At 60.5% G+C, this 20,821-nt stretch carries 20 protein-coding genes; 18 read left to right on the top strand and 2 right to left on the bottom strand.

Annotated features, from left to right (window positions below):
• The first annotated feature begins 507 nt into the window (after nt 1-507).
• Nucleotides 508-642, top strand: coding sequence for a hypothetical protein (locus QJT82_RS34880; RefSeq protein ID WP_259244931.1), 135 nt, complete (start codon nt 508-510; stop codon nt 640-642).
• A gap of 415 nt (nt 643-1,057) precedes the next feature.
• Nucleotides 1,058-1,300, top strand: a complete 243-nt coding sequence (locus tag QJT82_RS34875; protein WP_035634525.1) for a hypothetical protein — start codon at nt 1,058-1,060, stop codon at nt 1,298-1,300.
• Here the strand turns inward: QJT82_RS34875 and QJT82_RS34870 are convergent.
• On the bottom strand, nt 1,297-1,434 hold the full coding sequence (locus QJT82_RS34870; RefSeq protein ID WP_155258918.1) for a hypothetical protein: 138 nt from the start codon (nt 1,432-1,434) through the stop codon (nt 1,297-1,299). The genes QJT82_RS34875 and QJT82_RS34870 overlap by 4 nt on opposite strands.
• 649 nt (nt 1,435-2,083) lie before the next feature.
• Here QJT82_RS34870 and QJT82_RS34865 point away from each other — a divergent pair.
• The 16 genes from QJT82_RS34865 to QJT82_RS34790 all read left to right on the top strand — a co-directional run bounded on the left by QJT82_RS34865 (nt 2,084) and on the right by QJT82_RS34790 (nt 19,324).
• Complete coding sequence (locus QJT82_RS34865; RefSeq protein WP_155258917.1) at nt 2,084-2,329, top strand: hypothetical protein; 246 nt, start codon at nt 2,084-2,086, stop codon at nt 2,327-2,329.
• Nucleotides 2,330-3,167: 838 nt separating this feature from the next.
• The gene (locus QJT82_RS34860) at nt 3,168-4,220 is read left to right on the top strand and encodes an NAD(P)-dependent alcohol dehydrogenase (protein ID WP_028345445.1); all 1,053 of its coding nucleotides are present in this window, start codon (nt 3,168-3,170) and stop codon (nt 4,218-4,220) included.
• Nucleotides 4,221-5,633: 1,413 nt separating this feature from the next.
• The gene (locus QJT82_RS34855) at nt 5,634-7,304 is read left to right on the top strand and encodes an aromatic/alkene/methane monooxygenase hydroxylase/oxygenase subunit alpha (RefSeq protein WP_028345444.1); all 1,671 of its coding nucleotides are present in this window, start codon (nt 5,634-5,636) and stop codon (nt 7,302-7,304) included.
• A gap of 83 nt (nt 7,305-7,387) precedes the next feature.
• A complete protein-coding gene (locus QJT82_RS34850) occupies nt 7,388-8,428 on the top strand; it encodes a 2Fe-2S iron-sulfur cluster-binding protein (RefSeq protein WP_028345443.1) in 1,041 nt (346 codons plus the stop codon).
• 60 nt (nt 8,429-8,488) lie between these two features.
• On the top strand, nt 8,489-9,559 hold the full coding sequence (locus QJT82_RS34845) for an aromatic/alkene monooxygenase hydroxylase subunit beta (RefSeq protein ID WP_028345442.1): 1,071 nt from the start codon (nt 8,489-8,491) through the stop codon (nt 9,557-9,559).
• A 6-nt stretch (nt 9,560-9,565) separates the two neighbouring features.
• A complete protein-coding gene (locus QJT82_RS34840) occupies nt 9,566-9,937 on the top strand; it encodes an MmoB/DmpM family protein (protein WP_028345441.1) in 372 nt (123 codons plus the stop codon).
• 118 nt (nt 9,938-10,055) lie between these two features.
• Nucleotides 10,056-11,081 carry an amidohydrolase family protein gene (locus QJT82_RS34835; protein WP_028345440.1) on the top strand — a complete coding sequence of 342 codons (1,026 nt, stop codon included), beginning with the start codon at nt 10,056-10,058 and terminating at the stop codon, nt 11,079-11,081.
• A gap of 6 nt (nt 11,082-11,087) precedes the next feature.
• Nucleotides 11,088-11,882, top strand: a complete 795-nt coding sequence (locus QJT82_RS34830; RefSeq protein WP_264641728.1) for an iron-sulfur cluster assembly protein — start codon at nt 11,088-11,090, stop codon at nt 11,880-11,882.
• Between the two features lie 126 nt (nt 11,883-12,008).
• Nucleotides 12,009-13,640 carry a molecular chaperone GroEL gene (locus QJT82_RS34825; protein ID WP_028345438.1) on the top strand — a complete coding sequence of 544 codons (1,632 nt, stop codon included), beginning with the start codon at nt 12,009-12,011 and terminating at the stop codon, nt 13,638-13,640.
• A 110-nt stretch (nt 13,641-13,750) separates the two neighbouring features.
• Nucleotides 13,751-14,431: an MIP family channel protein gene (locus tag QJT82_RS34820; protein ID WP_028345437.1), complete on the top strand. Its 681-nt coding sequence runs from the start codon at nt 13,751-13,753 to the stop codon at nt 14,429-14,431.
• Between the two features lie 141 nt (nt 14,432-14,572).
• Nucleotides 14,573-15,067, top strand: a complete 495-nt coding sequence (locus QJT82_RS34815; protein WP_028345436.1) for a hypothetical protein — start codon at nt 14,573-14,575, stop codon at nt 15,065-15,067.
• 115 nt (nt 15,068-15,182) lie between these two features.
• Nucleotides 15,183-17,222 carry a sigma 54-interacting transcriptional regulator gene (locus QJT82_RS34810; protein WP_245288984.1) on the top strand — a complete coding sequence of 680 codons (2,040 nt, stop codon included), beginning with the start codon at nt 15,183-15,185 and terminating at the stop codon, nt 17,220-17,222.
• Between the two features lie 14 nt (nt 17,223-17,236).
• A complete protein-coding gene (locus QJT82_RS34805) occupies nt 17,237-17,686 on the top strand; it encodes a hypothetical protein (RefSeq protein ID WP_028345434.1) in 450 nt (149 codons plus the stop codon).
• Nucleotides 17,683-17,991, top strand: coding sequence for a hypothetical protein (locus QJT82_RS34800; protein ID WP_028345433.1), 309 nt, complete (start codon nt 17,683-17,685; stop codon nt 17,989-17,991). The genes QJT82_RS34805 and QJT82_RS34800 overlap by 4 nt, the downstream gene beginning before the upstream one ends.
• Before the next feature lie 8 nt (nt 17,992-17,999).
• Nucleotides 18,000-19,109: a PD40 domain-containing protein gene (locus QJT82_RS34795; RefSeq protein ID WP_028345432.1), complete on the top strand. Its 1,110-nt coding sequence runs from the start codon at nt 18,000-18,002 to the stop codon at nt 19,107-19,109.
• Between the two features lie 29 nt (nt 19,110-19,138).
• Complete coding sequence (locus QJT82_RS34790; RefSeq protein ID WP_028345431.1) at nt 19,139-19,324, top strand: hypothetical protein; 186 nt, start codon at nt 19,139-19,141, stop codon at nt 19,322-19,324.
• A 335-nt stretch (nt 19,325-19,659) separates the two neighbouring features.
• On the opposite strand, the gene QJT82_RS34785 is transcribed toward QJT82_RS34790, so the two are convergent.
• Nucleotides 19,660-20,821 (bottom strand): hypothetical protein (locus tag QJT82_RS34785; protein ID WP_281446682.1); only part of this gene is annotated, 1,162 nt, incomplete at its 5' end.

The raw sequence follows: 20,821 nt of genomic DNA, 5'->3' as shown, positions 1-20,821 counted from the left end.
AGGTTCTGGCAGGCTCGACACCCGCCTCGATACGCCGCCTATCTCAGTCCGTCATCACCCACTTTCCCGCATAGCTCTGTGGGAAGTGCGGATCAGTTCAACCTTGGAACTACGTTCACCCACGGAGAACGCCTGTAACAGTTCCGCTGTGGAGGGAGAACGGTTGGCGGACCATTAGAATTGCTAAGGGCAGAACTATTAGGCGTGCCAACTCAGTAGTCCTACCGAGCGGGGATCGACACCCGTCCGTTAAGCATCCGGACGATTTGTTTACCTTTGATTCACGCAAGTTAATTGACTGGCTTACGCCTTGGTTCGATCATCCCCGCACTGGGCAGGGCGGTTTCATTAAGGACAATTTTTTAAGGCCCAGAGGGGCCAGCCCGATTACCGATAGCGGCGGCTCGGCAAGCAATGGGAATGAGGAACGGCCTCAGCACTGCCTCCAAAGGTGCTGGGGCCGTTTCTTTGGGGCACCCTCACTGACATCCATATCTAAATGCGGGAATGACGCTTCCCGGCGATCCTGCGAGCATGTTCAGTTTCGATCACATGAATGGTGTTGAATACGGCTTTCTCAGCTTCGCTGAAATGTCGTTCGTGGCGCTCATCGTCAGCGTAAGTTGGCTGCTGATCGGCTGAGCGTCCTACCTCTCGTGATGACATGACGACTTGGCCTCAGCGCGTAACCCCTCGCTGGGGCCGTTTCTCGTCGAGCGAATAGACTATCGCTGTAGGAACGTGCAGTTGGCAGCAGCGTTGCCGCGGTATGAAATGCCCACAATGCTGCAAGCTAATGACGGTGCGACCCGAAAAGGGCTTTATCTATGAGCCGTGCCGCGAGTTCATTTCGTCTTTACCGTGACGTCTAGCTTTAGGCCTTCCTCCCTATACGATCGATCCGCATCGTCCGGCTCTGAAGCCGATACCGTGAGAGCGAGTCCGCGCTAAGGTGGGTGGGCTCTGGGCTTGACCGACTTCTTGGGTCGAAGCTGGCACTGAACCGCTAGCTCTCGTGGGATTGAAGGTCGCGCCAACGAGCGCTGTAATCCTGCGCATGAAGAACGATTATCCCACCAAGATCACGTTCGGCGAAATGCGCGAAACCGGCGCAACGCGGATCATCGTCTTCAGCAAGGACTACAGGTGCTCGCACAACGTCCAAATGGATGCCTTGCGGTGGCCTGATCAGGTGCGCATTTCCGATGTCGAGGCGCGGTTCGTCTGCACGGTTTGCGGCAAGCGCGGCTCGAACATTCGGTCGGCTGACCAGCCGCCAAGGATGGGAACAAGGCGCTAGTTTCCCATCGAACGCATAGCGTTATCGGTCATTTGCTTCCGATAGGCTGCGCGTGCGTTGAAACGGGCGCCAATGATCAAAGCGATCGGAATTCCGACCAGTACGAGAAAAGTCACGGTGCCGATCGTTGTCATCGTCTAGCTCCCGGTGATCCTCTTCGGGAACTCTGAATCAACTAGGAGTCGAGCGCAAGGGGCTAATTACCTACCGGTGCTCCCGTTCGGTCCGGGCTTTTTGCGGTGGAGAACACGGACGGGCGTCACCCTTGCCGCCCGAATATCTCGAGCCGAACTGATCGAGCCGCTTCGTGGAAATATCGTGCCTCCGCGATGCCGCCAGCGAGGAGACTCTCCGGCTTTACCAGATGGGTGTTGACGATACCGCGGCCGAAGAAGCCTTTGAGGACGCCATGGATCGGCTGCGAATGATTTTCGCTCGCTTGATCACAATGCGCCCCACGACTATCGAGGGGATGCGGGCGACGGCCTCAGCGGTCCTCCATTTCGAATAGGACGGAAAACGTCGAGTTCACTGAAGGGGCCATCGAAGGCGCGGCCTTCGGCGTGCTTGTCGCCGGCCTGCTCGACAAGCCGCTTCCGGATCGTCTGCCCGACTGGGCCGCGGCCTGGATCTGAATCAACGAAAATTGGCCCGCCGGCCGTGGACCGGCGTCGGGCCCAGTCTCGACATCAAGTGCCCGTGAAATGTGAGGCCGTTCACACTCGATCATCGCGAGTTGGCATAACGCACGGATGGGTGGCGACTCGGTGTCGGAGAATCGTGATGCCGTTTTTGAGCAGCCAAAGCTTGCCGTCAGCAGCCGCCGCTTCAGTGCTCAGTATTCTCGTCGTGGGAGTGGTCGCCTTTTCGGCTGTTAGTTATGTGGAGTGGTCATCGGGCGCTAATCTGATCCATTTTATGGGCCGGACTGCCCCGGATGCCTCAACGCCGGTTCTACCGCTCAAGGGACGAACAGGTTGCGAGCAGGGCAATAAGCCGCTGCCGGCGCTTTCTCTACCGCTCGAATGACGCCGACCTAAGCGACAGCGCCATCTCCCAAGCCCTGTAGGGGCTCTTGCGGCCTGCTGGCAACGTGCATCGGCGAAGTTGTGCCTGGCTCGGGCGCCCCCATGGTTGCCCATACGGCAATGCCGATGGCCAGCGCGAATAGCACGGCCTTTGTAGCAATCTTGTCGCCAGTCATATCGAGACGCCTCTCACGCATTAGCCTGGTAAACCTCAAAAATTACGCCGCCGGTCCCGAAATGGTTTGTCCCGGCGGCGCCCCGTCATTCCCAGCGCTAGGGCCCTGAAATTCCCCAGCGCTAGGGCCCTGAAATTCCCCGCATCATCTCCTTAGCAGGCACGCGGAGTGACGGCTGTTGCCTAACTCACACAAGGTCCAAAAGAGGAGCCGACGCTCAGGGCCGGCGCGCCAGCTCCTCCGAAACGTGACCGTGCTTCCCCCAACGGTCCCGTCCCTCGGATAAGCCCGCGCGGATCTGCTTGCTGATTTGCTAACGACTCACCTGCATCCGCCGAGAATTATTTCGCAGGTCACCGGAGAGATGGCAGGACTCGAACCTGCAACCATGAGCGGCTGAATATCGATCTGCTTCGTTGATTTTGTTTCGTTTTCGTTCGATCTCGATCGCGCGGTTCGCTGATGTCGTTACTGGCGCAGTCAGCGAACCCGGAGCAGGCGCCTTCGTGCGGCGGCCTCCACAAAATGAGGGTTGAGTGTGGCCAATGATGGGCTCCAGCACGTCCCGCATCGCGCTGCAACAGCAATCGCGCTGGCACGAAAAATGCTGAGGCGCCCCCCGCGACGGCGAGCACAAGGTTCGCTGGGCAGACGGAGGAGACCATGAGAGCCCAAGTATTGAAAGCGTATGACGAGAAGCTGTCCAACGACCGTTGGGTCATCGAAGAAAACGTACCTGATCCCAAACTGACGAAATCGACCGACGTCATCGTCCGCATCGGTGGCGCGGGCGTATGCAGGACCGACCTCCACATCATCGAAGGTGTCTGGAAGCCGCACATGGATCCGTCCGGCGACAAGCTCCTCCCCATCATCATGGGTCACGAAAATGCAGGTTGGGTCGAGGAGGTCGGCAAGGAGGTCGAGGGACTGAAAAAGGGAGATCCCGTCATCGTTCATCCGAAGATCACTGGAGGGACGTGTCTCGCCTGTCGGCGCGGCTTCGACATGCATGGTCCCGGCACATTTCCGGGTCTGGATTGCAACGGCGGTTATGCAGAATTCCTATGCACCTCGGAACGGAATATCGTGCCGCTGCCACGGACGCTAGCGCCCAAGGAGGTGGCGCCTTACGCGGATGCTGGCCTCACAGCTTATCGCGCGGTCAAGAAAGCCACGCGTCACCTTTTGCCAGGTGAGTTCTGCGTCGTGATCGGTGCAGGTGGATTGGGTCACATCGCAATCCAGTGCCTCAAAGCAATGTGCGCCGCCGATATTATTGTGGTCGATAAGTCCGAAGCTTCGCTGAAGCTGGCTGAAAAGTCGGGCGCCGATCACCTGGTAGCGGCAGACGGCAACGAGGTGGCTGCCGTTCTGGCTCTGACCGCCGGAAACGGCGCGGAGGCGGTGATCGATTTCGTCGGAGAAAAGGGCACGACATCCAAGGGGCTGGCGATGACCCGTTCGATGGGCAGCTACTACGTTGTTGGCTACGGCGAGGATATCCGCATCCCGACCGTCGACATGGTGATTACAGAGAAGAACATTATCGGCAATCTCGTCGGCACATGGGCCGAGCTGACGGAATTGATGGCGCTCGCAGACCGCGGTCTGGTTGAGCTAGCAACCGCTGAGTATCGTCTCGCGGATGCAAACAAGGCCTTGCATGATCTCAATGCCGGGAAGATTCATGGACGTGCAGTTCTAATTCCGTGAACCCCAACCTGGTCCACCGCGAGCATTTGCTCGTGGTGGATTTCATGCGCCTGTAAGTCTGGCATTGCGAATAAATTCGCTTTCGATTGCGCTCGCCGGAGATGACTTTGAAGAAGCCTTATCGAAGCGCTTTCTTGAGATCAGCGGGAAGCAGCCAGTCGATCCAAATTCACTCCAAGCATCCCGGATATACTGCCCATGTTGCATTGCAAACGCCGGGCCCCGGGGAATCCCAACTACAGGTCGCAGAGAGTCTCAATTTGCATCTTTGTCGCAATTTGCGTCCCGGACGCTCTCAAGTCGAGGGACACGGTATCCAGGATCGCCGGTGATCACTTCGCTCAGGAAACGACGGTCGGAAGAATTCGACGGTCTGGCACGGCCGTTGCACGAACCATGCGCAGGCACCAGCGAAGCGCATTGACCGGTTTAGAGAAATGCTGGAGCCGGCTGCAAGACGCTTCGTTGGTTCCTGGTCGGCTGAATTGGGGTGGGCGATAGCCAGTGAGATCGTTTCTTCGCATTGAAAGGCGCCACATGAGGTTCATTCTGGTGAATGGCGTGACGCTGCGCCCGAGGACCCTATGTATGCTTTGTTGTGAACCAATCGGCGCGAGCTATCTCAAGGAATTCAGCACCGGGCTGTCGTTCTGCGGTCATGACTGCTACGCGCTTTACTGCGACCGCTGGGTCTCCGGGGTAGCGCAGACAAAGCGCTCAGCCGTTGCGGAGACCTCCCGCTAGGTCGCGCGTGCGCGTGGGGGAAGCGGTCCGGCGCAGTGCTTCGGGCTAAAGACCCGGTAGTCCCGAAAGGTCGCTGTATCCAACCTGCGGTCGCTACCGATTCAGACGAAGCAGTACCATTATCCAAGCGCGCTTCTCTTTTGCGCTGCGAACATTGCTGCGCACACCAATGCCTTTGCGCGGTCGAGATTCTCATTCTGCAATTTCCTCTGCAATTCTCGTCGCAATCTGCATCTCCTTCAACCGCAAGCCGGGCGAATGTGACGCCGCCGTCCACGCCATACCGGCATCGGTGCCTCAGAAAGCGGGCTGGCAAGCTCCTCGGACGCGCTGGCACGCCCATTGCAAAGCTCCTGATCACAACAACGCTGACTGCTCCGTCTGGGGTGAGCCGCGACAAGAACGAGGGAAGGGGACGCTTAGCTGAGGGCGCATCATGGGTGGGATGAGGCATTGCGATCGAAGGACCGTGGTTCGGAAGATCGCTCCTGATCATCGTTGCGGTGCACCACAGTCGTTCCCCAAAACCCTTGCCGATATCAAACGTCCGGCCGTGCAAACGGCCGCGAGGTGGCCCGTAACGTACGGGTAGGCACTGCCTGGTCCGCGAAGGTCCAGGGCAGGCGGAATATCGATGTGGTTTCTGACCCGATCAGGAGGAAAGACGAGATGTCTGGAACTTTAACACTCAACAAGATCACCGCCCAGCGCGGCATATCCGTCGGTGATGCTGCAAAGAAGATTGCAGATCTCGGATGGAATCCTTCCTACGTCCAGGAAGCAATGACCTTTCCCACGGACTACAAGATTGCGAAAGCGCCGAAGGATCCGATGAAGCAGGTCCTCCGCTCCTACTTCCCGATGCAGGAGGAGAAGGACAACCGCGTCTACGGCGCGCTCGATGCCGCGCTGCGCGGCGACATGTTCCGCAACGTCGAGCCGCGTTGGGTCGAGTGGATGAAGCTGTTCCTGGCGATCATCCCGTTCCCGGAAATCTCCGCCGCCCGGTCCATGGCCATGGTCGGCCGCCTCGCTCCGGGTGAAGATCTTCGCACTGGCTTCACGATGCAGATGGTCGACGAGTTCCGTCACTCGACGATCCAGATGAATCTCAAGAAGTGGTACATGGAGAACTACATCGATCCGGCCGGCTTCGACATCACGGAGGAGGCGTTCGGCAAGTGCTACGCCACCACGATCGGCCGGCAGTTCGGTGAGGGCTTCATCACCGGCGACGCGATCACCTCGGCGAACGTCTACCTGACCGTGGTTGCCGAAACCGCGTTCACCAACACGTTGTTCGTCGCCATGCCGTCGGAGGCTGCCCGCAACGGCGACTATGCGCTACCGACGGTCTTCCTGTCGGTTCAGTCGGATGAGAGCCGCCACATCGGTAACGGCCACTCGATGCTGATGTCGATGCTGAAGGAGCCGGAGAACCATCTGCTGCTCGAGCGCGACATGCGCTATGCGTTCTGGCAGAACCACGCCATCGTCGACGCGGCGATCGGCACCTTCATCGAGTATGGCACCACGAACCGCGACAAGACCAAGGAGTCCTACGCGGAGATGTGGCACCGCTGGATCTTCGAGGATTATTATCGCACCTATATGCTGCCGCTCGAGAAGTACGGCATCAAGATCCATCATGACGACGTTCAGACTGCCTGGAAGCGTCTGACCGAGAAGCACTACGTCCACAAGGTCGCGCAGTTCTTCGCGGTCGGCTGGTCCGCGAACTTCTGGCGTATCGAGGCCCAGACCGACAAGGACTTCGAGTGGTTCGAGCACAAGTATCCGGGCTGGTATGCCCAGTTCGGCGACTTCTGGAAGTGGTACGAGAAGCTGTCGCATCGCGGCCAGACCAACATTCTCTTCAACAGCGACGTCGGCTACGTCTATCCGCATCGTTGCTGGTCGTGCCTGGTGCCGTGCCTGATCCGCGAGGACATGGTCACGGATGAGATCGACGGCAAGCTCTACACGTTCGCCCATGAGCTCGATCGCTGGACGGCCGTCGAAGCCTTCGCCGGCGAATACCAGGGGCGTCCGACCCCGGCGATGGGGCGGTTCAGTGGCCGTCGCGAATGGGAAAGCGTCTATCACAATGTCGATATCGCCGACGCGATCAAGGATCTCGGCTTCGTGCGCACCGACGGCAAGACTCTGGTCGCCCAGCCGCACCTGCGCTTCGACGAGAAGGAAATGTGGACGCTCGACGATGTCCGCGGCCACATCCTGAAGAGCCCGCTGCTCACGCTGCGGGAGATGAGCCCGGCCGACCGGGAGACGCATCTCGCCGAGTATCGCAAGGGATTCACCATCAATCCCTGCAACTAACCGAGACGGAAGGAGCCGGCTCCGGCCGGCTCCTTCCCGATCACTCTCCGGAAGATACGCAAGCCTTGGTTTGAGGAGGCCCTATGGGCACGCCCGCTAACGTCGTTCGCCTGCAACCGGTAGGCATAGAATTCGAGGTCGAGGAGAACGAAACCGTTCTTGACGCCGCGTTCCGCCAGGGCATTGCACTGCCGCATGGTTGCAAGGAGGGGCAGTGCTCGGCGTGCAAATGCGTCCTGACCGGAGGCGAAGTCGAACTCAAGAAATACTCGACGTTCGCCCTCAACGAGATGGAGCGAGGCCAGGATTACATCCTGCTGTGCCGGACCTTGGCCTATTCGGATCTCGAGGTGGAGCTCCTCAACTATGACGAGGAGGTGCTGTCGAAATCGATCCCGGTCAGGGACTTCACGGGCACAGTCACGAGCGTCTCCGCGCTGACCCATGACATCCGGCTCCTCGAGATATCGCTCGAGCAACCTCTGAAGTTCTGGGCGGGTCAATATGTCGACATCACGCTCCCGGGGGCAGAGACGATTACGCGCTCGTTTTCCATGGCAAATTCGCCGGTCGAGGGCGAAAAGCTCGCATTCATCATCAAAAAGTACCCGAACGGACGCTTCTCTTCCCGGCTCGACGGAGACCTCGCCGTCGGAACCGCGGTCGGACTCCGCGGACCCTACGGGACCTGCTTCCGGCGAGAAAACAGAACCGGAGCCATAGTCCTGGTCGGCGGCGGATCGGGGATGTCGCCGCTGTGGTCGATCCTGCATGATCACATCGAGTCCGGCGAAGCACGCCCGGTGCACTTCTTCTATGGAGCTCGGACGCGCAACGATCTCTTCTATCTCGATCACTTCGCAGAGCTCGCCGCCAAGCATCCGGAGTTCAACTTCGTCCCGGTGCTCTCCCATGCGGCCGATGATACGGCCTGGGGTGGAGCAAAGGGCTTCGTGCACGAAGCCGTCGGAGCGCACCTTCGCGACGCGGGATATGGCGAAGACGTCGACGTCTATGCCTGTGGACCGTCACCGATGATCGAGGCGCTGGTGCCGGTGCTGCAGATGAACGACGTCGAGTCGGATCGCATCTTCTTCGACAAGTTCACACCAGCCAACAACTGAGGTTTTTCGAACAGCGACCGTGCCTTTTATAGAGCCCACCAAGGGAGGAGGAAGACGACCATGACTGCCGTTCAAAGTGTTCCAGCGAAATCCGGTGCAGCAGGCGCTGCGGTATTTCCGGATTCGGACAGCCGCAAGTACCGGTATTTCGAGCCTCGCAGCAAGCGGGCGACGCACTATGAGGACGTGACCGTAGACGTTCAGCCCGATCCGGAGCGCTATCTGCTGCAGGACTGGATTATCTCCTTCCCCAACGGAAAGGGAGCCTACACCAAGGACAACACCGCCGCGCTGAGCTCGAATTGGCATGCCTTCCGTGCGCCCGACCAGGAGTGGGAGCGCACCCACTACCAACGCCAGTCCAAGATCGAGACGATGGTCCAATCGGTGATCGCCAACGGCCGCAAGTCCGGCGCGCCGAAGAGCTTCGACAAGGCCTGGGTCAAGATCCTGCAAAACCACCTCGGCGCGTGGAAACATGCCGAATTCGGGCTTGGCACGTCGCTAATGCAGGCGCAGCGCTACGGCTACACCCAGATGATCAACAACGCGACCCTGACGAACTCGTCCTACAAGCTTCGTCTGGCCCAGGACATCACGCTCTATCTCGCCGAGATCGGAATGGACATTCCGGGCTTCGACGACGCCGCGGGCAAGCGGGTGTGGCTGGAGGACAAGGGCTGGCAGGGTACCCGCGAAGCGATCGAATCGATCATGGGGTCGGCCGACTATCTTGAGCAGTACTTCGCCACCAACATCGTGTTCGAGCCGCTGGTCGGCGAGCTGTTCCGCAGCGGTTTCCTGATGCAGGTCGGCTCGCCGAACGGCGACTTCATCACGCCGGCGGTTATTTCGGCGGCCGAGGCCGACTATGAGCGCAATCTCGCGAACACAATCGACCTGATGCACCTGCTGGTGACGGACAATCAGCATGCCGCGCACAACAAGAAGCTGTTCCAGGGCTGGGTGAACAAGCACGTGGCGCTCGCCGGCAAGGCGGCCGCCGGACTGCAGCCGATCTGGTCGCAGCCACATTCGAAGCCGGTGCAATACGCCGACGTCCGCGCGCAATCGGTCGAACGCATCAAGAAGATTCTCGGCGAGCTCGGCCTCGTCCTTCCCAAGGAGTAAATTGCAATGTCCGTTGCTTCAAGAAGTGCGACCAACCAGAACATCTTCCAGAAGATGGGAGATCTTCGTTTTGAACAGACGATTTCCCATCAGTGCGGTGTCACCATGAACGACAGCGTCGAGGCGCGCGCCATCGCTGAATTCATGGGCAAGAAGCCGAACGTGACCGTGACCTACCAGCCGGCCCTGATCCGCATCGACGGCGAGGGCAAGCTGATCTTCAAGATGGACGAGATCAGCGACATCCTCGGAAAGGACATGACGGCCGAGATATTCGAAGTGAATACCTCGACCCACTACGGCCGGATGGTGCGCATCGACGACAATACCGTGACGCTGTTCGGAAACATGGATGAGGTCTTCGAATACATCGAGTGAAGCTCCCTCACTGGGGGCCGCATCTTCCCGGTGTGGCCCCACCGTTTCTAGAGTGTTCGCGCCGGGACGGCGCGTGGATTGATCGGACAGAGCTTATCAAAAAATCCTGGAGACCATCATGTTCATAACTCCCACGGGCGAGGAAGTCTTCATCATCGACGGTCACACCCACTTCTGGGACGGCAGTCCGGCGAACCAGCTCAACATTCACGGCAAGCAGTTCATCGATTGCTTCTACGCCTACCACACGTCGCTCAGTCCAAAGGACAAGCTCTGGCCCAAGGACCAGTTCGAGAAATACAGCGCAGAGCAGATGTACCGCGATCTGTTCGTCGACGGTCCGGACGACATGGCCATTGTGCAGTCGACCTACCTCACGGAATTCTACAAGAACGGCTTCAACACCATCGACCGAAACGCCGAGATGGCGAAGAAGTACAAGGACCGCTTCATCGTCAACGGCGCCTTTGATCCGCGAGATGGTGAGCGGGCACTGGAATACATTCACTACATGAAGGAAACGTTCGGCATCAAGGGCGTCAAGCTCTACACCGCCGAATGGAAGGGCGAGTCGCGCGGCTGGAAGCTCACCGATCCGAACGCATATCGTTGCTTCGAACTCTGCCAGAAGGTCGGCATCACCAACATCCACGTCCACAAGGGGCCGACCATTATCCCGCTGGACAAGGATGCATTCGATGTTCACGACGTCGATCACGCGGCGACCGATTTCCAGGGCCTGAATTTCATCATCGAGCATTGCGGGCTGCCGAGACTAGACGATTTCTGCTGGATCGCCGTGCAGGAGACCAACGTCTATGGCGGTCTTGCGGTAGCGCTTCCGTTCATTCACGGACGTCCCCGGTATTTCGCGGAAGTGATCAGCGAACTGCTGTTCTGGGTCGGTGAGGACAAGATCCTCTTCGGCAGCGACTATGCCATCTGGACGCCCCGCTGGCTGGTCGAGAAGTTCTGGAATTTCGAGCTGCCCGTGGATCTGAAGCAGGAGCACGGTGTCGATCTGACGCCGCAGGCAAAGAAGAAGATCCTCGGTCTCAACGCTGCGCGGCTTTACGGCGTGGATGTCGAGGCGCAGAAGGCAAAGCTTGCGAAGGGTGCCTACGCCACCGCGGCGGCAGGATGACATCACATGAACGCACCGCTCCTGAAGCAAGACCGCAGGACCAGCGAGGTGTGGCAGCGCCTCGCGTTGATGACAGACCCTGAACTCGACGAGTCGGTGACCGATCTTGGATTCGTCGAGCATGTCACCGTCGATGACGATGGCGATGTCGATATCGTCTTTCGGTTGCCGACTTACTGGTGTTCAGCGAACTTCGCGTTCCTCATGGCCGACGACATGCGCCGGGCGGTGTCGTCGCTGCCGTGGGTTCGCGAGGCGCGGCCGCTGCTTCGGGACCATATGGTCGCGGAGGAGATCAACCGTGGCGTCCGCGAAGGCAGGTCATTTGCTGACGCACTCAAGGAGTTTGCGCCGGGAGGCTCGCTTAACGAATTGCGGGATAAATTCCGTCGCAAGGCGTTCGAGCGGCGCCAGGAGATCATGATCCTGGCGCTGCGGGGGCTAGGTTATGAAGATCCGGAGATCTGCCGGATGAGTTTGCGTGCCTTTGACGAGGTCAAGTTCACTTCGCCGGACGTCGCGCGTCAAAAGCCCCGCTACCGCGAGCTTCTGATTGAAACAGGCGTTGCTTGCCTTCCTGAGGATCGCGCGTTTGTCACCTACGAGGGGGCCCCGATCAAGCGGCACGAACTGACGTCCTATCTGCAGCGGTTGCGCGGAGTGCGCATCAATATGGAGTTCAATAGCTCATTGTGCAGAGGCCTGCTTGCTGTCCGCTATCGCGACGACGGCAACACTGTACGAACGCCGTCACCGTGCGGAGGCTGCGGCAGTTGTGCCGTTCCATCCGGCGGCCTGTGACCGGAGACGCCAGAATTGCGCCGGCGTGGGGCCGCGTTTAGCGGTGCCTGCGAGCGCCAAGAACCGGAGCGGTCAGCAAGTCCGCCCAACCAGACGACACGATGCGACCGCTAGGGAGTGGAACCGATGCCGAAAGTATTACTACATCATATCGAAGCCCGCCGTGCTCTTGCGCGCGGAGTCCAGAAGCTTGCGGCGGCGGTCGAATCGACCCTCGGTCCCAAGGGCATGAACGCGATGGTCGACAGGCCGATCGGCACGCCCATCGTCTCTCGCGATGGCGTCACCATTGCGTCTGAAATCGAGCTGCCCGATCGCTTCGAGAACATGGGTGCGCAGGTGGTGCGCGAGGTCTCGATGCAGACCAACGAAGTCGCCGGCGACGGGACGACTACCGCCATGGTGCTTGCAAATGGTCTCATCCAGGGAGGCGTTGCGGCACTGGAGCGGGGCGCCAAGGCCGTCGATCTCTGCAAAGGGATCGATCGGGCCGTCGAGGTTGTCGTCGAGGCCCTGAAGAGCTCGGCAATTGCCGTATCGGATCGCAAGACGCTCGAGGCGGTGGCAACGATCGCATCGACCGACGCTCATCTGGGCAGTTTGATTGCGGAGGCGGTCCAGCGCGTCGGCAAGGACGGCATCATCAGTTCCGATTACGGGCTGACGACCAGCACGACGCTCGAAGTCGTCGAAGGCATGTCGTTCGATCGCGGCTATATCTCCCACCACATGGTGACGGATGTCGAAAAGATGGAGGTGGTGCTCGATCAGCCCTACATTCTCCTGACCGACCTGAAAATCAAGACGCCGGCCGAGCTGGCGGCGGTGCGTGCGACGGTCGCCACGACCGGGCGGCCGCTTGTCATCGTCGCCGAGGAGATTGCGCCGGAAGTGGTCGTGACGCTGCTCGGCGATGACAACCGCGGCAGGATCCTGGTGGTCAATCCGCCTGACTATGGTCACTGGCGCAAGGCGATGATGGACGATCTCGCCATCATCACCGGGGGACGGGTTATCGCACGCGAGCTTGGCGGCAAGCTCGAAGAGACGAGTCTTGCCGATCTCGGCACCGCGCGGCAGGTGCGAGCCAGCGCGCGCGAAACGGTAATCATCCGGGGCGGCGGCGACGATGCGGCGATCGCGGCGCGGCGCCAGCAGGTGGCCAAGCAGCACGACCTGGCACCGCCGAACATCGAACAGGACAAGCTCAAGGAACGGCTGGCGAAGCTCTCGGGCGGGACCGCCGTGATCCTTGCAGGCGGCGTCACTCCCGTGGAGCAGAAGCGGACGATCCAGTTGATCGACGATGCGCTCAGCGCGGCGCGGGCCGCGGCCGAGGAGGGCATCGTGCCCGGTGGCGGCACGGCGCTGGCGCAGTGCGCACCGGTGGTGGCGCGCACGCTCGGCAACATCAATGGCGACCTCGGTGAGGGCATCAAGCTGGTGCGCGAAACCCTGTCGCGTCCCGCCGCCTTCATTGCCAGGAATGCAGGCCATGATGCGGAGAAAGTCGTGGCCGATCTGCAGGGTTCCCGGGCGGGTGTCGGGTTCGATGCCGCCAACGGTGTATTCATCGACATGGTGTCGGCCGGCATCGTCGATCCCGTTCGGGTGACCTATACTGCGCTTCGAAACGCCGCTTCCGTCGCCACGCTGGTGCTGACCACCAACACCCTGATTGCCGACGTTCCGGAATACATCGATCCGACACAGGGGCCGGCACTAGGCGGCGGGGCGGAGAAGCTTGGACGCGCATGAGGCATGTGTACGCGGTCCGCGTTCCGCCGCGCCGTCTCAGGAGACGCCGTGCGCCGCGACCAGGGCGACCAAGGCCTCGATATCGAATTCATCACCAGGAAGGGGGAGTTATGCATAAGTATGTTGCGGAATTTATCGGCACGTTCGCGCTGGTGTTCTTTGGCTGCGCGACCGTGATCTTCATGCGGGCCGAGGTCGGCTTGCTGGGCGTGGCGTTCGCATTCGGCCTCTCCGTGGTCGCAATGGCCTATTCGATCGGACATATCTCCGGCGCTCATCTCAATCCGGCCGTCAGCCTCGGGATGCTCGTCGCCGGCCGGATGTCGCCGCGGGATTTCTCCGGCTATATCGTCGCGCAGTTCATCGGGGGGATCGCGGCTGCAGCCGTGCTGTTCCTCATCGCGGAAGGTAAAGTCGGCGGCTACGACGTCGCGGCGAACGGCTTTGGCCAGAATGGCTGGGGACAATACGGCGTTCTCTCCGCGTTCGTGTTCGAAGCGTCGGCAACCTTCTTGTTTCTGACGGTGATCCTTGGTGCAACGCAAAACGGAGCGGCATCCGCCTATGCCGGGTTGGTGATCGGCCTCACGTTGGTTGCGATCCACCTCGCCGGCATCGCCGTATCGGGCTCATCGGTCAATCCGGCGCGTTCGCTGGGGCCGGCATTGTTTGCGGGTTCCGATGCGCTGTCACAGGTGTGGCTCTATTTTGTGGCGCCTTGCCTGGGGGCCGCGCTGTCCGGTTACGTCTTCAAGGCGGGGGTTACGCGCCAGGTGGTGGCGACGGCGTGACGTTCGCGATCGAATGATTGATAGCACCGTGACAACGATTTGGAACGGGTTACAATCTTGAATGCTCCGGCATGAACGGAAGGAGGCGGTGTAACAAGCCTCCACGATCATCCCATCAGCCGGGCGGGAGGAAAAAGGGACATGGTCTACATCATCTCCAAGCGTGACGGCCCGCATCGGGAAGAGGTGGCGGCCAAGGACTTCCTTCAGAAGAACCGCACGACGATCAACGCGCTCGCCAATCATCTGACACTCGGGCGTTGGCAGCAGTTGCGCAATCCGACGCCCCCTTCGCAGCCCCAACCATCGGGCAAGCTCTGGTCCACGCCTCCGGCTCGCCCGAAAGAGGTCGAGCCCTATGTGCGGATCAGCCATAATGGTCGCGTCGTCATCGCCGATCTCGCGTCAGGACGGCAGCTCGATTTTGTCGGTGAACTGCGCGGCAATGGCCAATCGCGATACTTCGCTTTGGCGACACGCGAGAACGGGATCTTCGAGCCGCTGGATGACGAATTGTACAAGGTCCTGGCCGACCTCGAGGGAGTGAGTGTGCCCGACGAGGCGTCGGAAGCCCACCTGGAACAGATCATCTCGAGCCGCCTCGGCCTGGATGCGATCTCCAGAAGCGTCGAATGATCTTCGTCAGCGGAGCCTGCGGGGATCCTGATGGGATCCGGCTCAGTTCGTGTTTGCCGATCGGGTTGCTGTTTGCCAACGTACGTATGGTGCTCCAATGCTGACGGAAACGCTCATGGCCAAGCCGCCGTTTTCCCTGCAAGGCTACAAGGCTCCGGATGCGGAGCAGGGGCGGCCATACGATGAACGGGAAACCAACAAGGCATGGGAAAACTTCCTGACCTTCGGGGACCTGAGGCGCGAGAACGCTCCGGTGCGAAGCGTTATCGAGCAATCATGGCAGCGCAGCGTCACATCCGGGGTCGATGCTCGTGGCAAGGGCAGTAATCTCCTTGCCTCGCCCGACGATCTCTATGAACTGCGTCTGAAGAACGATGACCTGCTTGGTTCGAGCGCCGAGACCTTCCGCCGCATTGCCGAGGTCCTAGGTGACGCGGCCACGATGGTGGTCATCACCGACAGGAACGGCGTCGTACTTGAGGTCGGGGGCGATCGGCGGACCATCGATGCAGGACACGATATCTGCCTGGAAGCAGGTGCAGCCTGGGGCGAAGCGGTCACCGGGACCAATGGCATCGGCACGGCGCTTGTCACAGGAAAGCCGGTTCATGTCCATGCGGCCGAGCATTTCTCGGAGGGCATCAAGGCATGGACCTGTGTCGGTAGTCCCATTCGTAGCCCGATCGACCGCAGCATCATCGGCATCGTCGATTTTTCCGGACCCCAGGCAATCTTTCACCGGCACAACGTGGCCTTGGCGGTGGTCGCGGCCCATCACATTGAACTGGCGCTCTCGGAAAAAATCCGCATTGAGAGAATGCGGCTGCTCGAGGCGAGCATTTCCCGAATGCCGGGGATGAACAGTGCTGATGGGGTCGTCATTCTCGATCGTTTCGGCAGGGTCGTTCACCATAACGACATGGCATCTGTTCGCTGGCGACGGATTGCGCAGTCGCAGGACTTGAGCATCGGAAGCCAGCTTCTCCCAAACGACGAGGGCTTTCTGGCGAGAGACCCTGCCAATGGGCTGCCCGAGGAACTGCGCGAGCAGCGGATCGAACCGTTGGTGGTCGACGGCGTCGTGAAGGGCGCAATGCTCGTGCTTGCGGCGAAGCCACGCGCGAGTGTTGCCCGATCCCAGATGTCGCCAGCGGCCCGCGCCGCACTGGTCTCGGCCAGGGAAGCGATCGTTGGATGCAGCGACGCATTGTTGCAAACGATCGAGAAGATTGAGCGAGCAGCGCTCGGACGAACCGCAATCCTGCTCGAGGGCGAGACCGGCGTCGGCAAGGAACTCTTCGCCCGTCTGGTTCACGCCGCCAGCCAGAAGACCGGTAAGGAGCCGTTCATTGCCTTCAATTGCGGTGCGGTCTCCAAGGAGCTTCTCGGCGGCGAATTGTTCGGGCATGCGCCGGGCGCGTACACCGGCGCTACGCGCGAGGGCAGGCCTGGGCGGTTTGAGTTTGCCAATGGCGGTGTGCTCAGCCTTGACGAGATCGGCGAGATGCCGATGGACCTGCAGCCTTACCTGCTCCGTGTGCTGGAAGAGCGCGCGGTGTATAGGCTTGGTGACAGCAAGGCGCGACCTGTGGACGTCCGGCTCGTAGCGTCGACCAATCGGAATCTGAAGCAGGAGGTGGCTGAGGGACGTTTTCGCAAGGACCTGTACTTCCGGATCGGCGCCGTCAAGTTCACCATCCCGCCACTTCGCGAACGCCTGGGCGACGTCGAGATTCTGGTCGATCATTTCAACAGGCAATTCGCGGAGACCTATAGCACCCAACCGCTACGTTTCGAGGCAGCGACCATGGAGTTGCTGCGGCGCTATAGCTGGCCGGGGAACGTTCGCGAGCTGCGCAACCTGGTCGAGAACCTCGTGCTGATGACGATCACCGGCATCGTCGCTCCGAGGGACTTGCCCGAGGATTTCGTGGAAGTGGTGCCGGCCCAGTCCTCCTCGGCGCCCTCGCAGGTGGACCATAGCTCGACGGGATCGGAAGGCGACGAAATCGCGCGTTTCGACGAAGTGGAACGCCGCGCCATCGAGCGGGCCGTCGCGAATGCTGGCGGTAACATTGCCGCCGCTGCCGAGAAGCTGGGGCTTTCGCGCGCGACGCTGTATCGCAAATTGCACCAATACCGTTCCCGGACCTGAGGGCGAGGTGAGGCATGGCGGCAGTCTGGGATGAACAGAACGGCGGAGAGGGGCCTGCCAGCGCGGCGGCGCTGGCGTCGCAGATCTTTGCGCGCGCGGACCGCGACGTCACCTTCGTGGTGCAGCTGCTCGGCGAAAGCCAGGATCTGCTGGTTCGACATTTCATCGTGTTCATCGAGGTCGAACTCGCAAAGCGCGGCATCAGGTACGGCGCGCATCCGTTATTGCGTCCCTTCATCGAAACCCATGCACGCGAGCTTTCGGAATTCGTCTTGAAGGGAATCGGCCTGCGGCATCAGTTCGGCCTTCAGGCCGTCGAGACGATGGCGGGCGATCCAGCGCGGTTGCTGAGGGTCGATCTGTTGGATTCGCTGCAATCTCACATCAATGACGCGCAGCAACACTTTGTATCAGGTGTCGGAGGGCTGCAGCGGATCCTGGCTCAAATCGAGGCGGACGCATGAGTAACGCTCCTTCGACCCTGATCGCAGTGCTGAAGGAGCGGTTGGTCGTCGTTCAGGAGATATCGGCCGCTCAATCGCGCAACCTTCTCAACCTTCAACTTGGCGGTGGGGCCGAGTTTGAGATTCAGGAGATTGAGCGCGAGATTGCCGCGGCAGGCGTCTCGGATACGCTCGCCAAGGCGCTCGAGGAGGCGCGAACACGCCTGGAAAACGTGACTGCCGGAATGGCAGCAAGCGACGCTCAATGCGCCGCACTGGAGCGACGCCTTGAAGATATTGACAAGCGGATTGCCGCCGGCAGGTGAGACGTTCGATGGACACGATGGAAGCAGAGACTGCCACGCTTTATGATTTGCTCGGGCGGCACTGGACGGTCGGGACGCCGGTCACCAGCACGGCCTTCGCGGGCGACGGAGTCGCCTTTGCGCTTGCCGATGGCGTTCTGGCGATCGCTCCCTTGACCGATATCGAGCCGCCGCAGGATCGCTGTCGCATCGCGCTGGACGGGGGCCGGGCCACAATCTCGCCACGGCGGAAGCCTGTGCCTCCGTTGATGAAGGTCATTGCAAGTGATGCTCCGCTTCATCTCGCCTTGATCGGGACGTCAGGTTTTGTTGCTAGTGATCACAGCCGGTTGCTTAGCGTGTCGACATCCGGCGTCACGCGCCTGATTGCGGACCATGGGTCCCCAATCGATCTGGTCGCTCCGGTGCAGGCCGGGGGCATTTTGGCCGCTTCCGGCGGATCGGTCATATTTTACAATTCCAATGACGATGTCGGCTGGCTCCAGGAGCGCGCTGGCGGGAATGCATCGGCATTGGCGGTGTCAGGGGATCGTCGGCGCTTTGCGATCGGAGTCGACAATTGTCTGCTCGTTCGCGCCTTCGGGGCACGACCAGAGCCGGCGGTTTCATTCGAGCTCGGACCAATCTCCAATCTGGCATGGAGCCCGGACGGATGCTGGTTGGCCGTGTCCGTCGTGGGGACAGGCGTCGTTCTGGTCCGCCTTGCCGATGCTCGGATCGTTCGGGTTTCCAATTATCCCGGGAGCACATCATCTCTGTCGTGGAGCGCGGATTCGCGCATTCTTGTTACGAGCGGGGCCTATCGGATCATCGCATGGGACATTTCCAGCCTCAGCGACGACAGCGAACGGCCGGCCAGCCTTACGACAGGCCGTGCCAGACCCGTACTCGTGGAGACGGTGGATATGCATCCGGAGGGTCGGCTGATCGCAGCAGGTTACGGCGACGGCATGGTGGTTGTCGCCAGGATCGGGGAAGCCGACGAACTGGTCGTCAAGCCACCTGGGCGGGGTGCGATCCACGCACTGCGGTGGTCGCCCGATGGCCAGCATCTTGCATTTGGCACAGACAACGGGGAGGCGGCGATCGTCACGTTTCCCTCTCACATCTTCAAATAGCTGGCCCGGTGGTCACCAGGAGGGAAACCATGACATCTACTCGATCGCTCAATGAAGCCGATAGCAAGGATCAGTACTTCAAGGAGCTGGCGGAACTTTCCGAACGGATGATCGCCGCGCACGGAAAGGAGTTCTCGATGGGCGCTCTGGTGCTGGCCGCAAGGTTCATCGCCGAAAACAAGCCTTTCGAGCGAAGTGCGGCAACGACAAGCTGAGCGTGCGATGTCTGTCATTACGGGCGTCCCGTTAGGGCTGGACAAGAACCTCAGCTTTGTGTCTGGAGCGCGTGCATAGCTCTAAGACCGGGAGAATTTGGCGCACCCTACACGATCCGAACTAGCCACCTTTGCCTTCGGGAGCAACGCTAAGCCGTTGCCTCGTATAGCAATTTGAGATGGTTGCGGGTCCCCGCAACCAAAGTCCGGACCAATCGGTACCGATAAAATGGCCCGCACTTCGCGGGGCCATTTTTGCTTTGGGAGACAATCGGGCTTCGTGTCGTCGACTGATTGGGCGCAGCTCGCGGCGTTTCCGCAACGCGGGCCGCTCCCTAGACGATGAAATGGAATTCGTGCCACGCACTCCAGCTGATGCCATCGCTGGCGCGAACCCAGAGGTCGTCAGGTACGGTGCCGCCCTGGAACGTCGTGCTGGCAATTTGAGCCGCGCTGACGTTGATGGCGGTGCCGGTGGGCTGCGCAGTCCCGCCAATGCTCCAGTGGCCGCTGCTTGCCGACGGCGTCGAATCCCAGAATTGGTACTGTGCCATACTGTCGCCGTCGGCATCCGTGACTGAAAACAGGCTCAATGCGGCCACGCTCTGATTGGCCGTCGCGTGGAAGTCGGACGCCGTCACGACGGGAGCGCTGTCAACCGGTGCGGTGACGTGAAATTCCTTCCACGCCCCCCAGGCAAAGCCGTCGTAAGCCCTCAACCAGAGATCGTCCGAACCCGAGCCGCTTTGAAAGCTTGTGCTCGAGAGCTGAGCTGCCGTGACATTGATGGCAGCATTGGTGCCTTGGGCGATTCCCCCGACCACCCAGTGCCCGCTGCTCGCATCCACCGTCGAATCCCACACCTGATAATTCGTGATGGTGTCGGCATCCGCGTCGGAGACCGAGAACAGCGTGGAGGCCGCGATATCCTGGCCGTGGCTCGCCGAATAGTCGGCGGCCGAGACAATCGGAAGGTTGTCGGCCGGGGCATTGACGTGAAACTCCTTCCAGTTGCTCCATGTCATGCCATCAAAGGCTCGCACCCAGAGGTCGTCAGAACCCGATCCGCTCTGGAACGATGTACTGGCCAGTTGCGCCGCGCTCACATCGATGTTCTGGCCGGTGGGCTGTATGACGCCGCCCACGACAAAATGCCCGCTGGCAGGATCGGCGGTCGAGTCCCAGAACTGATAGTTGGTCATCGCATCGCTGTCGCCGTCGCTGACCGTGAACAGGCTTGCCGCCGCGATATCCCGGCCATGGGTGGCGGTCATATCCGACGCGCTGGCCACAGGAGCATGGTCGATCGGCGCGTTGACGTGAAACTCCTTCCAGTTGCTCCATGTGATGCCATCAAAGGCCCGCACCCAGAGGTCGTCAGAACCCGAGCCGCTCTGGAACGATGTACTGGCCAGTTGTGCCGCGCTCACATCGATGTTCTGGCCGGTGGGCTGTATGACGCCGCCCACGACAAAATGCCCGCTGGCAGGATCGGCG

It is taken from the genome of Bradyrhizobium sp. Mp19 (assembly GCF_029952935.1).
Lineage (GTDB): Bacteria > Pseudomonadota > Alphaproteobacteria > Rhizobiales > Xanthobacteraceae > Bradyrhizobium > Bradyrhizobium elkanii.
The sequence above is the reverse complement of the archived record's forward strand: the minus strand, read 5'-3'. Positions and strand labels throughout refer to the sequence as shown.

Excerpts from the sequence above, each read along its gene's own strand:
- QJT82_RS34880 (WP_259244931.1), top strand. The coding sequence starts at position 508 with ATGACGCTTCCCGGCGATCCTGCGAGCATGTTCAGTTTCGATCACATG.
- QJT82_RS34875 (WP_035634525.1), top strand. The coding sequence starts at position 1,058 with ATGAAGAACGATTATCCCACCAAGATCACGTTCGGCGAAATGCGCGAA.
- QJT82_RS34870 (WP_155258918.1), bottom strand. The coding sequence starts at position 1,434 with ATGACAACGATCGGCACCGTGACTTTTCTCGTACTGGTCGGAATTCCG.
- QJT82_RS34865 (WP_155258917.1), top strand. The coding sequence starts at position 2,084 with ATGCCGTTTTTGAGCAGCCAAAGCTTGCCGTCAGCAGCCGCCGCTTCA.
- QJT82_RS34860 (WP_028345445.1), top strand. The coding sequence starts at position 3,168 with ATGAGAGCCCAAGTATTGAAAGCGTATGACGAGAAGCTGTCCAACGAC.
- QJT82_RS34855 (WP_028345444.1), top strand. The coding sequence starts at position 5,634 with ATGTCTGGAACTTTAACACTCAACAAGATCACCGCCCAGCGCGGCATA.
- QJT82_RS34850 (WP_028345443.1), top strand. The coding sequence starts at position 7,388 with ATGGGCACGCCCGCTAACGTCGTTCGCCTGCAACCGGTAGGCATAGAA.
- QJT82_RS34845 (WP_028345442.1), top strand. The coding sequence starts at position 8,489 with ATGACTGCCGTTCAAAGTGTTCCAGCGAAATCCGGTGCAGCAGGCGCT.
- QJT82_RS34840 (WP_028345441.1), top strand. The coding sequence starts at position 9,566 with ATGTCCGTTGCTTCAAGAAGTGCGACCAACCAGAACATCTTCCAGAAG.
- QJT82_RS34835 (WP_028345440.1), top strand. The coding sequence starts at position 10,056 with ATGTTCATAACTCCCACGGGCGAGGAAGTCTTCATCATCGACGGTCAC.
- QJT82_RS34830 (WP_264641728.1), top strand. The coding sequence starts at position 11,088 with ATGAACGCACCGCTCCTGAAGCAAGACCGCAGGACCAGCGAGGTGTGG.
- QJT82_RS34825 (WP_028345438.1), top strand. The coding sequence starts at position 12,009 with ATGCCGAAAGTATTACTACATCATATCGAAGCCCGCCGTGCTCTTGCG.
- QJT82_RS34820 (WP_028345437.1), top strand. The coding sequence starts at position 13,751 with ATGCATAAGTATGTTGCGGAATTTATCGGCACGTTCGCGCTGGTGTTC.
- QJT82_RS34815 (WP_028345436.1), top strand. The coding sequence starts at position 14,573 with ATGGTCTACATCATCTCCAAGCGTGACGGCCCGCATCGGGAAGAGGTG.
- QJT82_RS34810 (WP_245288984.1), top strand. The coding sequence starts at position 15,183 with ATGGCCAAGCCGCCGTTTTCCCTGCAAGGCTACAAGGCTCCGGATGCG.
- QJT82_RS34805 (WP_028345434.1), top strand. The coding sequence starts at position 17,237 with ATGGCGGCAGTCTGGGATGAACAGAACGGCGGAGAGGGGCCTGCCAGC.
- QJT82_RS34800 (WP_028345433.1), top strand. The coding sequence starts at position 17,683 with ATGAGTAACGCTCCTTCGACCCTGATCGCAGTGCTGAAGGAGCGGTTG.
- QJT82_RS34795 (WP_028345432.1), top strand. The coding sequence starts at position 18,000 with ATGGACACGATGGAAGCAGAGACTGCCACGCTTTATGATTTGCTCGGG.
- QJT82_RS34790 (WP_028345431.1), top strand. The coding sequence starts at position 19,139 with ATGACATCTACTCGATCGCTCAATGAAGCCGATAGCAAGGATCAGTAC.